Genomic DNA, 13,082 nt, shown 5'->3' with positions numbered 1-13,082 from the left:
CCGCGACCGCTCCACTTAGAATGGTGCGGTTATGAACCCCGACGCCCTCTCCGCCGCCCTGCTCGCCGTCGTCGCCCCGCTCGCCGAGGCGCGACGCCCCGGTGCGGCTGAAGGGCTCACCTCCGCCGATCTCCCGCTGGAGCGCCCGAAGAACCGCGACCACGGCGACTGGGCCTCCAACGCCGCGCTCAAGCTCGCCAAGGCCGTCGGCGCCAACCCGCGCGAGTTCGCCGGCGAGATCGCCGCGGGCCTGCGCGAGGTCGACGGCGTCGCCGACGTCGAGGTCGCCGGTCCCGGGTTCATCAACATCCGATTGGATGCCGCGGCTGCCGGTTCGCTCGCCCAGACCATCGTCGAGGCCGGCGCCGCCTTCGGCACCAATGAGTCGCAGCGCGGCAACACGATCAACCTCGAGTTCGTGAGCGCCAACCCCACCGGCCCGATGCACATCGGCCACACGCGGTGGGCGGCGCTGGGCGACTCGATGGCGCGCCTGCTGCTCGCGAGCGGCGCCACGCTCGTGCGCGAGTTCTACGTCAACGACGCCGGCGCTCAGATGGAGCGGTTCGGGCGTTCGGTGCTGGCCGCAGCGAAGGGCGAGCCCACGCCCGAGGACGGCTACCCCGGCTCGTACATCGACGATCTCGCGCGGCGGGTCGTCGCCGTCGTCCCCGACCTGCTCTCGCTCCCGGCCGACGAGCAGCTCCTCGTCGCGCGCGACCGCGCCTACGAGTTCCAGCTCGGCGACCTGCAGGCGTCGCTGGCGAAGTTCAACGTGCACTTCGACGTGTTCTTCAGCGAGCGCACGCTGCACGCGAAGGGGCCGGACGGGGGGCCGAGCCTCGTCGACGAGGCGGTCGACCGCCTGCGCGAGCAGGGGCACGTGTTCGACGACGAGGGCGCCGTCTGGGTGCGCACCACCGACTTCGGCGACGACAAAGACCGGGTGATCCGCCGCTCGAACGGCGAGTACACGTACTTCGCCGCCGATGCCGCGTACTACCTCAACAAGGGCGACCGCGGCTTCGCGCACAAGATCTACCTCCTCGGCGCCGACCACCACGGCTACGTCCATCGTCTGAAGGCGCTCGCCGGCGCCGCCGGCGACGACCCGCAGAAAGACATCGAGGTGCTCATCGGGCAGCTCGTCTCGGTGAACGGGGCCCGGCTCTCCAAGCGCGCCGGTAACATCATCGAGCTCGACGACCTGCGCGAGTGGCTCGGCACCGATGCGCTGCGGTATTCGCTGGCGCGCTATCCCGCCGACTCGCCGCTGACGCTCGACCCCGAGATCCTGCGCAAGCGCACCAACGACAACCCCGTCTTCTACGTGCAGTACGCGCACGCCCGCACGCACAACGTGGCGCGCAACGCGCACGGCTCGGGCGTCGACCGCTCGCAGTTCGCTCCCGAGCTGCTGACCCACGGGACCGAGTCGGCGCTCCTCGGCGCGCTGCAGGAGTTCCCGCGCATCGTGGCGTTCGCGGCCGAGATGCGCGAGCCGCACCGCGTCGCGCGGTACCTCGAGGAGCTCGCCGGGCTCTATCACCGCTGGTACGACAACTGCCGCGTCATCCCGCTCGGCGACGAACCCGTCGAGGCGGTGCACCGCACGCGGCTGTGGCTGAACGACGCGACGGGCCAGGTGCTGCGCAACGGACTGGACCTCCTGGGCGTCGGCGCGCCGGAACGGATGTGAGCACCCCATGAGCACCGCCGACGCACAGCCGACGCTGCCGCTGCCCGACCTCGAGCCGGCGGGCGAGCCGGAGCGCCCGCGCCGGCGGGCCTGGCCGTGGATCCTCGCGTTCGCGATCGTCGCGGTGCTCGCCGTCGCGGCCTGGTTCGCGGCCGAGGCCATCGCCCGCCAGGTGGTGACCGGCGTCGTGCGCGACCAGGTGCGCACGCAGCTCGCGCTGCCGGCCGACCAGCCGATCGACGTCGACATCCCGGGCGTCCTGATCCCGCAGCTGATCGGCGGCAGCATCGACGAGCTGACCATCGCCTCCGACGACGTCGAGTTCGGCGGCGTGACCGGCGATGTCACCGTGACGGCGAACGATGTGGCGGTGCGCGGCACCGGTGAGATGAGCGGTGCGACCGCCACCGTCGCGCTCGACGAGCAGCAGCTGCGGACGCTGCTGGGATCGCTCGAGGGGTTCCCCGTCGACACGCTCGCGCTCGACGCGCCCGATGTCACGATGACGCTCGACCTGCAGCTGTTCGGCATGGGCATCCCGGTGGGCGTCGCGCTCACGCCGTCGGTGGCCGAGGGCGGCAGCATCGTGCTGACGCCGGCCTCGCTGCAGCTCGGCCAGTCGGCGGTCAGCGCCGACGCCCTCCGCGACCAGTTCGGCGGCGTCGCCGACACCGTGCTGCGCGACTGGGACGTCTGCGTCGCCCAGTACCTCCCGGCGGGGGTCACTCTCACCGCCGTTGCGGTGGAGGGCGACCAGCTGGTGGCCGACTTCGACGTCGACGGTGCGATCGCGACGGATCCGGCGCTGCGAGAGAACGGCACCTGCGCCTGACCCGCCCTCCGGCGTCACAGAGCGCGGGGAGCGGATGCCGTGTGCCCTAGACTTCTAGCACCGCCCGGCTCGTGACCCTTCCGGCCGTGGCGCCGCCGTATCCGCTCTCGCGGTCGGCCGCAGCCGGATCTGCTCCGCAGCCGAGGCTGCAAGCGTCGAAGCTCCCACCGATTGGTCCCCCGTGTCCGCCGACCCGCACACCCGTTCCGTCGCTCCGGCCTGGCTCGAGCGGCCCGCCGAGGCGAACGGGCTCGCGCCTGCCGTCTGGCCCACCGCGGCCGCGCGCGACGACGCCGGGGTGCTCTCGCTCGGCGGGATCGCGGCCACCGCGCTGCGGGAGCGCTTCGGCACGCCGCTGTACGTGCTCGACGAGGACGAGGTGCGCGCCACCGCGCGCCGGACGCTCGATGCCTTCCGCGCGGCCGCGGCGCTGCACGGTGCACAGGCGCGCGTCTACTACGCCGGCAAGGCGTTCCTCAGCACCGAGGTGGTGCGCTGGGTCACCGACGAGGGGCTCGCGGTCGACGTGTGCACCGGTGGCGAGCTGGCCATCGCCCTCGCCGCGGGCGCCGAGCCGGCCCGTCTCGGATTCCACGGCAACAACAAGTCCGTGGCCGAGCTCGAGCAGGCCGTCGCCGCCGGCGTCGGGTCGATCGTCATCGACAGCCTCATCGAGATAGAGCGCCTCGCGGCGATCGTCGAGCGCCGCGGCGCCACGCAGGCGGTGCTGCTGCGGGTCAACAGCGGCGTGCACGCCGAGACCCACGACTTCCTCGCGACGGCTCACGAAGACCAGAAATTCGGCTTCACGCTGACGGATGCCCCGGCCGCCGTCGCCCGCATCCGCGAGCTGCCGGGACTCGAGTTCGTCGGCCTGCACTGCCACATCGGCTCGCAGATCTTCGGCACCGCCGGGTTCGAGGAGTCCGCCGCGCGCATCGTGGAGCTGCACGCCCAGCTGCGCGCCGGCGGCGAGCTGCCGGTCCTCAACCTCGGTGGCGGTTTCGGCATCGCCTACACCTCGGCCGACGATCCCACGCCGATCGAAGAGCTTGCGCTGGGCATCGCCGACGCCGTCGCGCGGCAGTGCGAGGTGCGCGGCATCCCGATGCCGAACCTGGCGTTCGAGCCGGGGCGCGCGATCGTCGGGCGCGCCGGCGTCACCCTCTACGAGGTGGGCACCACCAAGCCCGTCGCGCTCGAGGGCGGCGGCGCACGACTGTACGTGAGCGTCGACGGCGGCATGAGCGACAACGCGCGACCTGCGCTGTACGGTGCCGAGTTCTCGGCGCGCATCGCCTCGCGGGCGAGCGACGCGGAGCCGGTGCTCACCCGCGTCGTGGGCAAGCACTGCGAGTCGGGCGACATCGTCGTCGACGCCGAGTACCTGCCGGCCGACGTCGCCCCCGGCGACCTGCTCGCCGTGCCGGCGACCGGTGCGTACTGCTTCTCCCTCGCGAGCAACTACAACTACGTCCCCCGCCCGCCCGTGGTGGCGCTGCGCGGGGGAGAGGCGCGCGTCATCGTGCGCGGCGAGACGATCGACGATCTGCTCGCCCGCGACGCCGGCCTCACCACCGTGCCCGACGGGCGGGAGCCCGCCGGCGCACCGACGGAAGGGAACGTATGACCGACTACCGCCGCCTCCGTGTCGCACTGCTGGGAGCCGGAGCCGTGGGCTCGCAGGTCGCCGCGCTGCTGCGACAGCACGCCGACGAGCTCGCCGACCGGGCGGGCGCGCGGCTGGAGCTGGTGGGGATCGCCGTGCGCGACGTCGATGCGCCGCGCGAGACCGATCTGCCGCGTGACCTCTTCACCACCGACGCCGAGTCGTTGATCGTCGGGTCCGACATCGTCATCGAGCTCATGGGCGGCATCGAGCCGGCGCGCGCGTACATCCTGCAGGCGATCAACTCGGGCGCCGACGTGGTCACCGCGAACAAGGCGCTCCTCGCCACGCACGGCCCCGAGATCTTCGACGCCGCCGACCAGGTGGGCGCCGAGGTCTACTACGAGGCGGCTGCCGCCGGCGCCATCCCGATCATCCGTCCGCTGCGTGACTCGCTCGCCGGCGACCGTGTGCAGCGGATCATGGGCATCGTCAACGGCACGACCAACTACATCCTCGACCGCATGGACACCGAGGGCGCCGAGTTCGCCGACGTGCTCGCCGACGCGCAGCGCCTGGGCTACGCCGAGGCCGACCCCACCGCCGACGTCGAGGGCTTCGACGCCGCGCAGAAGGCCGCGATCCTCGCGAGCCTCGCCTTCCACACGACGGTGCCGCTGGACGCGGTGCACCGCGAGGGGATCACCGCGATCGACAAGTCGATGATGGATGCCGCGCGCCACGCCGGCTATGTCATCAAGCTGCTGGCGGTGTGCGAGCGCCTGACCGAGGCGTCGGGATCGGAGTCGATCTCGGTGCGCGTGTATCCGGCTCTCATCGACCGCGCGCACCCGCTCGCGAGCGTGCACGGCGCGAACAACGCCGTCTTCGTGCAGGCCGAGGCCGCCGGCAACCTGATGTTCTACGGCGCCGGCGCCGGGGGCGTGCAGACCGCTTCGGCCGTGCTCGGCGACGTGGTGTCGGCCGCGCGCCGCCACATCGCCGGCGGCGTCGGCGTCGGCGAGTCCACGCTGGCGAACCTGCCGGTCGTGCCCGTCGGCCGCGTCACGACCCGCTACCAGATCACGCTCGAGGTCGACGACCAGGCGGGCGTGCTCGCGACGGTCGCCGGCATCCTGAGCGAGGGGCGCGTCTCGATCGCGACGGTCGAGCAGACCGTGATCGACGCGGGCGCCGGCGAGCCGGCGGTCGCGCGGCTCGTCATCGGCACGCACAAGGCGCTGGAGCAGGATCTCAGCGAGACGGTGGACCGCCTGGCCGCCAGCGGCGTCGTCGAGCGCGTCGTCTCGGTGCTGCGGGTAGAAGGCGACTGAGGGTTTTCGAAGGAGACTGACATGGCACATGTTTGGCGCGGAGTGCTCCGCGAGTACGCAGACCGACTGGGCGTCACCGACGCCTCGACCGTCGTCACGCTGGGCGAGGGCGGCACGCCGCTGCTGCCGGCACCGGCGCTGTCCCGCCGCACCGGCACCGACGTGTGGGTGAAGTTCGAGGGCATGAACCCCACCGGCTCGTTCAAGGACCGCGGCATGACCGTGGCGGTGTCGCGCGCCATCGAGCACGGCGCCAAGGCCGTCATCTGCGCGTCGACGGGCAACACGTCGGCGTCGGCGGCTGCCTACGCCGCGCACGCGGGCATCACCGCAGCGGTGCTCGTGCCCGAGGGCAAGATCGCGATGGGCAAGCTGAGCCAGGCCGTCGCCCACAACGGCCGTCTCATCCAGATCCGGGGCAACTTCGACGACTGTCTCGAGATCGCGCGCGAGCTGGCCGACAACTACCCGGTGCACCTCGTCAACTCGGTCAATCCCGATCGCATCGACGGCCAGAAGACGGCCGCCTACGAGGTCGTCGAGCAGCTGGGCGACGCCCCCGACTTCCACTTCATCCCGGTCGGCAACGCGGGCAACTACACCGCCTACACACGCGGCTACCGCGAAGAGGCCGAAGCGGGCGTCTCCACGCGCGTCCCGCGCATGTTCGGCTTCCAGGCCGAGGGGTCGGCGCCGCTCGTGCGCGGCGAGGTCGTGAAGAACCCCGACACCGTGGCCAGCGCCATCCGCATCGGCAACCCGGCATCGTGGCACCTCGCCCTCGAGGCGCGCGACGCGACCGACGGCTACTTCGGCGCGATCGACGACACCCGCATCCTCGCCGCCCAGAAGCTGCTCTCGGGCGAGGTCGGCATCTTCGTCGAGCCCGCCTCCGCGATCAGCGTCGCGGGCCTGCTCGACCGCGTCGAGGCCGGCGTCGTGCCCCAGGGCTCGCGCGTCGTCCTGACCGTCACCGGCCACGGCCTCAAGGACCCGCACTGGGCCCTCCGTAACGCGGACGGCTCGGAGGTCGAGCCCACGGTCGTCGACGCCACGACGTCGGAGGTGGCATCCGTCCTCGACCTCGCCCCCGCGGCGGCGACCGCGTGAACGCAGCCGTCGCGCCCGCTCCCGGCCGCCGGGTGCTCGTGCGGGTGCCGGCGACCAGCGCGAACCTCGGCCCGGGGTTCGACACGCTCGGCCTCGCGCTGAGCGTGTACGACGAGCTCGACGTGACGGCGCTGCCCGAGGGCGAGCTCGAGATCGAGGTCGAGGGCGCCGGCGCAGACGACGTGCCGCGCGACGCCTCGCACCTGGTGGTGCGTGCGATCGCGTACGCGTACGAATCGGTGGGGCGACGGATGCCGGGACTCCGGCTCCTCGCCAGGAACGTCATCCCGCACGGCCGCGGCCTCGGTTCGTCCGGCGCCGCGGTGGTGTCGGGGCTGCTCGCGGCCAAGGGCCTTCTTGAGGGCGATGTCGAGCTCGGTCCGGATGCGCTGCTGCGCCTGGCGACCGAGCTCGAGGGACACCCCGACAACGTGGCGCCCGCCCTGTTCGGCGGCCTCACGATCGCCTGGGTCGACGAGGACGGGCCGCAGCACAAGAAGCTGATGGTGCACCGCGGTGTCTCGCCGCTGGTGTTCGTGCCCGAGTTCACGATGTCGACCAAGCTCGCCCGCAGCCTCCAGCCCACGCAGGTGCCCCGCGAGGACGCCGTGTTCAACGTGTCGCGCTCCGCTCTGCTGATCGCAGCGCTCACGCAGAGTCCGGAGCTGCTCCAGGCGGCCACCGAAGACAAGCTGCATCAGAACTACCGGGCGAGCGCGATGCCCGAGACCGACGGACTCGTGCGCGCACTGCGCGCGCAGGGGTTCGCGGCCGTCGTGTCGGGCGCAGGGCCGAGCGTGCTCGTCCTCGCCGACGGGCCGGGACGACGGCTCGAAGCCGCCGCTCTGGCCGCGGAGGTGGCCGACACCCCGTGGGACGCCCTCATGCTCGCCGTCGACTTCAAGGGTGGTACAGTGAGGGAGTACGCGGAGGGTTCCACGTAAGACGTGAATCTGGCCTCCGTCGCAAATCTGCGAAACCACCGCACGGCATTCTGACCTGCCGACGTCCGCTGAGCACCCTCGCGGTCCCTCACCCCGTCGGCGGGATACGAACCCTGCCGCAAGGCCGGGCAGCTGCTTCTGGCAGCGCCGCGCGTTCGTGCACAACCATTCGTACTCACAAGGGAGAACTCGTGGAGTCCATCTCCGAGATCCACGCCGACGTTCCGGCCGACGAGCGCGCGGAAGCGCCCGAGGCTGTCGAGAACGCCGGCACCACCGACGCCCCGTCCGAGGCCGTCGCCGGCGACGCCGTCGTCGAAGCCGCCGTGGCCGACGCGGTCGCCGAAGAAGCCGTCGCCGAGGCCGAGGAGGCCGACGAGGTCGCCGCCGAGGCGGTCGTGGCCGCCGTCGTCGCCGAGGAGCTCGCCGTCGAGGCGGTCGCCGAGGCGCAGGCTGCCGAAGACGCGGGCGACCAGCCCGCCGCGGAGGCCGCCGAAGCCGTGGCCGAGGAGGCCGTCGCCGAGGCGCTGGTCGCCGAGGCCGTCGCCGAGGAGGCGCTCGTCGAGGCCGCCGCGGCCGATGCCGTCGCCGACGAGGCCGTGGCTGTGGCGGTCGTCGCCGACGCCGCCGCCGAAGAGGCGGCAGCCGCCCCGAAGACGCCGGCCAAGGCCCCGCGCAAGCGCGCGCCCCGCCGCGCCAAGAGCACCGACGCCGCGCCCGCCGAGCCGGCCGCGGACGCCGCCGCCGAGACGCCCGCCGCCGCATCGGCCGGGGGCGCCGAGCCTGCCGGCGACGCGCCCGCCGACGCCGCGGCATCCGCACCGGCCGAGGACGCGGCATCCGCTCCCGCCGAGGCTCCGGCCGCAGGCGCCGAGGCGACCGCTGAGCCGGCCGAGACCCCCGACGCCGAGCAGGCCGCCGAGGGCGAGGGCGCCGAGACCCCGTCGCGCGGCCGCAGCCGCAGCCGCAGCCGCAGCCGCAACCGCAACCAGAACGGCCAGGCCCAGAACTCCCAGGCCCAGGCCGGTCAGAACGCGCAGGGCCAGAAGGCCGAGCCCGCGGCCGAGCCGGCGAAGGCCGACTCGTCCGACGACGACCAGCAGGGACAGGGCAACGGCCGTGGCCGTCAGCGCAACAAGCGCCGTGGCGGCCAGGCCGCCACCGGCGACGAGTTCGAGACCGAGATCGGCGAGGACGACGTCCTCATCCCGATCGCGGGCATCCTCGACGTGCTCGACAACTACGCGTTCGTCCGCACCACCGGTTACCTGCCCGGCCCGAGCGACGTGTACGTCTCGCTCGGCCAGGTCAAGAAGTACAACCTGCGCAAGGGCGACGCGGTCGTCGGTGCCATCAAGCAGCCGCGCGAGGGCGAGCAGTCCAGCCGCCAGAAGTACAACGCGCTGGTCAAGGTCGACGCGGTCAACGGCCTCTCGGTCGACGACGCCGCGACGCGCGTCGAGTTCGGCAAGCTCACGCCGCTCTACCCGCAGGAGCGCATGCGCCTCGAGACGGCCCCCGAGAAGCTGACGCAGCGCATCATCGACCTCGTCGCGCCCATCGGCAAGGGCCAGCGCGGCCTCATCGTCGCGCCCCCGAAGGCGGGCAAGACGATCGTGCTGCAGCAGATCGCCAACGCCATCGCGATCAACAACCCCGAGGTGCACCTCATGGTCGTGCTCGTCGACGAGCGCCCCGAAGAGGTCACCGACATGCAGCGCACGGTGAAGGGCGAGGTCATCGCCTCGACCTTCGACCGTCCCGCCGAAGACCACACCACGGTCGCCGAGCTCGCCATCGAGCGCGCGAAGCGCCTCGTGGAGCTCGGCCGCGACGTGGTCGTCCTGCTCGACTCGATCACGCGCCTGGGCCGTGCCTACAACATCTCGGCACCGACGTCGGGCCGCGTGCTCACCGGCGGCGTCGACGCGTCGGCGCTCTACCCGCCCAAGCGCTTCTTCGGCGCCGCGCGCAACATCGAGAACGGCGGGTCGCTCACGATCCTCGCGACCGCTCTCGTCGAGACCGGCTCCAAGATGGATGACGTCATCTTCGAGGAGTTCAAGGGCACCGGCAACAGCGAGCTGCGCCTGAACCGCCAGCTCGCCGACAAGCGCATCTTCCCGGCGGTCGACGTCAACGCGTCGTCCACTCGCCGCGAAGAGATGCTGCTCTCGGCCGACGAGGTCAAGATCACCTGGAAGCTTCGCCGCGCGCTGGCCGGCCTCGAGCCCCAGCAGGCCCTCGAGGTCGTGCTCGGCAAGCTCAAGGAGACGCAGTCGAACGTCGAGTTCCTGGTGCAGATGCAGAAGTCGATCCCGGCGCCCGCGAACGGGCACGGCGGTGGCCGCAGCCACGACCACGACAACAGCATCCGCTGACGCTCGATGTTCGAGTCAGTCAGAGGGCTGATCGACGAGCACCGCGCGGTCCAGGAGGAGCTCTCCGACCCCGCGGTGCACGCCGATGCGGCGCGCGCCAAGCGGGTGAACCGGCGCTACGCCGAGCTGTCGCGCATCGTGAAGGCCCACGAGGACTGGGTGGCGGCATCCGATGATCTGGATGCCGCCCGCGAGCTCGCCCGCGAGGACGAGGCGTTCGCCGAGGAGGTCCCGGCGCTCGAGGCGAAGCTCGCCGAGGCGCAGGAGCGGCTGCGGCGACTGCTGATCCCGCGCGACCCCGACGACGCGCGCGACGTGATCATGGAGATCAAGCAGGGCGAGGGCGGCGCCGAGTCGGCGCTGTTCGCCGCCGACCTGCTGCGCATGTACCTGCAGTACGCGGCGTCCAAGGGCTGGAAGACCGACCTGCTCGAGCGCAACGAGTCCGACCTCGGCGGGTACAAGGACGTCCAGGTCGCGATCAAGGGCTCGTCGTCCGACCCCGCGCAGGGCGTGTGGGCGCACCTCAAGTACGAGGGCGGCGTGCACCGCGTGCAGCGCGTGCCGGCGACCGAGTCGCAGGGGCGCATCCACACGTCGACCACCGGTGTGCTGGTGTTCCCCGAGGTCGATGAGCCCGAAGAGATCCACATCGAACAGAGCGACCTGAAGATCGACGTGTTCCGCTCGTCGGGCCCGGGTGGGCAGTCGGTCAACACCACGGACTCCGCGGTGCGCATCACCCACGTTCCGACGGGGATCGTGGTGTCGATGCAGAACGAGAAGTCGCAGCTGCAGAACCGTGAGGCGGGCATGCGCGTGCTGCGTGCGCGCCTCCTCGCCAAGCAGCAGGAAGAGCTCGAGGCCGCGGCATCCGACGCCCGCAGGTCGCAGATCCGCGGCATGGACCGGTCCGAGCGCATCCGCACGTACAACTTCCCCGAGAACCGCATCGCCGACCACCGCACCGGATACAAGGCGTACAACCTCGACCAGGTCATGGACGGCGCGCTCGAGCCGATCATCGAGTCGGCGATCCAGGCCGACGAAGAGGCGCGGCTGGCCGCCCTCGGCTCCGACGACTGATCTTCGCTGCTGAGACAGGGGATCTCCGCCGAGACGCAGGGCGATGACATCGGTCTCGGCGAAGACCCTGCGTCTCGATGCGGCGGACGGAGACGGATGCCGCGGCGCTAGGCTTCGACCGTGCTCACGCTCCTGATCCGCGCGCTGATCTTCCTGGTGTCGGCGTTCCTCGGACTCGTCGCCTCCGACCTCCTGGTGCCGGGGTTCACGCTCCACTGGAACGACTGGTGGGGCATCGTGCTGGCGGTCGTCATCTTCGCGGTGCTGCAGAGCATCCTGGCGCCGTGGCTGCTGAAGATCACGCGACGGCACGCGAACGCCCTCATCGGCGGCATCGGCCTGCTCTCCACCTTCGTGGCGCTGCTCATCGCGGTGCTGATCCCCGCGGCCGGCATCGGGATCGACGGCCCGGTCGCCTGGATCATCGGCACGCTCGTCGTGTGGCTGATCACGGCGCTGGCGTCGTGGCTGCTGCCGCCGCTCTTCCTCAAGAAGAAGGTGGACGAGCGCCGAGGCTGACGCGGGACGGATGCCGCGGCATCCGTCCGGCGTCGTCAGATGACGTACTCGGGCGCCGTGAGCAGGGAGCGGGTGTCTTCGCCGGCGCGCCGGGCGCGCGGCTTGGCCGGAACGCCCACGAGCACGCTGTCGGCGGGCGCGTCCTTGGTGACCACCGCGTTGGCGCCGACGACGGAGCCGGCGCCGATGGTGATCGGACCGAGGATCTTCGCCCCGGCGCCCACCGCGACGCCGTCCTCGACCGTGGGGTGGCGCTTGCCGCCCTCGCGCTGACGCCCGCCCAGCGTGACGCCGTGGTACAGCATCACGTCGTCGCCGACCTCGGCGGTCTCGCCGATGACCACGCCCATGCCGTGGTCGATGAAGAAGCGGCGGCCGATGGTCGCGCCCGGGTGGATCTCGATGCCGGTGAGCCACCGCGTGAGCTGCGAGCCGGCGCGGGCGACGAAGCGCAGGTCGCGCGTCCACAGCGCGTGCCACAGCCGGTGGGCCCAGATGGCGTGGAGGCCGGGGTAGAGCACGGCGATCTCGAGACCGCTGCGGGCAGCCGGGTCGCGCAGCTTGGCCGCGGCGACGTCTTCGCGCAGCCGCGCGAGGAATCCGATGCGTTCGGTCACTTCTGCTCAGCCTCCGGTTCGCGCAGGTGCTCGTACAGAGCCGTCGACAGGTACCGCTCGCCGGAGTCGGGGATCACGACGACGATCCGCCGGCCGGCCGACTCGGGCCGCGCGGCGATCTCGAGGGCCGCCCAGACGGCGGCGCCCGCCGACATGCCCGCGAGGATGCCCTCGCGCGTCGCGAGGTCGCGGGCGACGCGGATCGCGTCGTCGAACTCGACGTCGACGATCTCGTCCACGACCGAGCGGTCGAGCACGTCGGGGACGAAGTTGGGGCCGATGCCCTGGATGCGGTGACCGCCCGCGCGTCCCTCGGTGAGCACCGGGGAGTCCTTCGGCTCCACGAGCACGATCCTGACGTCGGGGTTGCGCTCCTTGAGCACCTGCCCCACGCCGGTCACCGTGCCACCGGTGCCGGACCCCGCGACGAAGACGTCCACGCGACCGTCGGTGTCGCGCCAGATCTCCTCGGCGGTGGTGCGCCGGTGCACGGCGGCGTTGGCCTCGTGCTCGAACTGGCGGGCGAGGACGGCGCCCGGGGTCTCGGCGACGATGCGCTTGGCCGTCTCGACGGCCTCGGTCATGCCCTTGTAGGGATCGGTGAGCACGAGCTCGGCGCCGTAGGCCTTGAGCAGCGTCCGGCGCTCCTTCGACATCGACGCCGGCATGGTGAGGATCACCTTGTAGCCGCGCGCGGCGCCGATCAGTGCGAGCGCGATCCCGGTGTTGCCGCTCGTGGACTCCACGATCGTGCCGCCGGGCGCCAGCTCGCCCGACTGCTCGGCGGCCTCGACCAGCGCGTAGCCGAGCCGGTCCTTCACCGACGAGCCTGGGTTGTAGAACTCCAGCTTCGCCAGCACCTCCGCTCCGAGGCCCTCGGTGAGCGCGTTCAGGCGCACCAGCGGTGTCTCGCCGAAGGCGGTGGTGATGTCGGAATGGATGCCGGGCACG

Annotated in this window: 11 protein-coding genes; 9 read left to right on the top strand and 2 right to left on the bottom strand. The window is 72.0% G+C overall.

Annotation, left to right across the window (positions count from 1 at the left end):
• Nucleotides 1-31: 31 nt before the first annotated feature.
• The 9 genes from argS to R8Z57_RS10630 all read left to right on the top strand — a co-directional run bounded on the left by argS (nt 32) and on the right by R8Z57_RS10630 (nt 11,514).
• Nucleotides 32-1,699, top strand: coding sequence for an arginine--tRNA ligase (argS, locus tag R8Z57_RS10670; protein WP_318353748.1), 1,668 nt, complete (start codon nt 32-34; stop codon nt 1,697-1,699).
• A gap of 7 nt (nt 1,700-1,706) precedes the next feature.
• Nucleotides 1,707-2,531, top strand: a complete 825-nt coding sequence (locus tag R8Z57_RS10665; RefSeq protein WP_318353747.1) for a DUF2993 domain-containing protein — start codon at nt 1,707-1,709, stop codon at nt 2,529-2,531.
• Nucleotides 2,532-2,712: 181 nt separating this feature from the next.
• Nucleotides 2,713-4,161 (top strand): diaminopimelate decarboxylase, encoded by a 1,449-nt coding sequence (gene lysA / locus R8Z57_RS10660; RefSeq protein ID WP_318353746.1) that lies wholly within the window; start codon nt 2,713-2,715, stop codon nt 4,159-4,161.
• A complete protein-coding gene (locus R8Z57_RS10655; RefSeq protein ID WP_318353745.1) occupies nt 4,158-5,474 on the top strand; it encodes a homoserine dehydrogenase in 1,317 nt (438 codons plus the stop codon). Before lysA ends, R8Z57_RS10655 begins: the two co-directional genes overlap by 4 nt.
• 21 nt (nt 5,475-5,495) lie before the next feature.
• Nucleotides 5,496-6,584 (top strand): threonine synthase, encoded by a 1,089-nt coding sequence (gene thrC, locus R8Z57_RS10650; protein WP_318353744.1) that lies wholly within the window; start codon nt 5,496-5,498, stop codon nt 6,582-6,584.
• Nucleotides 6,581-7,528: a homoserine kinase gene (gene thrB, locus R8Z57_RS10645; RefSeq protein ID WP_318353743.1), complete on the top strand. Its 948-nt coding sequence runs from the start codon at nt 6,581-6,583 to the stop codon at nt 7,526-7,528. The genes thrC and thrB overlap by 4 nt, the downstream gene beginning before the upstream one ends.
• Before the next feature lie 191 nt (nt 7,529-7,719).
• Complete coding sequence (gene rho / locus R8Z57_RS10640) at nt 7,720-9,909, top strand: transcription termination factor Rho (RefSeq protein ID WP_318353742.1); 2,190 nt, start codon at nt 7,720-7,722, stop codon at nt 9,907-9,909.
• A 6-nt stretch (nt 9,910-9,915) separates the two neighbouring features.
• On the top strand, nt 9,916-10,995 hold the full coding sequence (gene prfA, locus R8Z57_RS10635) for a peptide chain release factor 1 (RefSeq protein ID WP_318353741.1): 1,080 nt from the start codon (nt 9,916-9,918) through the stop codon (nt 10,993-10,995).
• A 120-nt stretch (nt 10,996-11,115) separates the two neighbouring features.
• Nucleotides 11,116-11,514: a hypothetical protein gene (locus tag R8Z57_RS10630; RefSeq protein ID WP_318353740.1), complete on the top strand. Its 399-nt coding sequence runs from the start codon at nt 11,116-11,118 to the stop codon at nt 11,512-11,514.
• Nucleotides 11,515-11,549: 35 nt separating this feature from the next.
• Here R8Z57_RS10630 and epsC read toward each other — a convergent pair whose 3' ends face one another.
• A complete protein-coding gene (epsC, locus tag R8Z57_RS10625) occupies nt 11,550-12,131 on the bottom strand; it encodes a serine O-acetyltransferase EpsC (protein WP_318353739.1) in 582 nt (193 codons plus the stop codon).
• Nucleotides 12,128-13,081: a cysteine synthase A gene (cysK, locus tag R8Z57_RS10620; RefSeq protein ID WP_318353738.1), complete on the bottom strand. Its 954-nt coding sequence runs from the start codon at nt 13,079-13,081 to the stop codon at nt 12,128-12,130. The genes epsC and cysK overlap by 4 nt, the downstream gene beginning before the upstream one ends.
• Between the last annotated feature and the right edge of the window lies 1 nt (nt 13,082).

Origin of the sequence: Microbacterium sp. M3, assembly GCF_033548675.1 — a bacterium.
GTDB classification, from domain to species: domain Bacteria; phylum Actinomycetota; class Actinomycetes; order Actinomycetales; family Microbacteriaceae; genus Microbacterium; species Microbacterium arthrosphaerae.
This window is presented reverse-complemented; position numbering and strand designations above follow the sequence as displayed.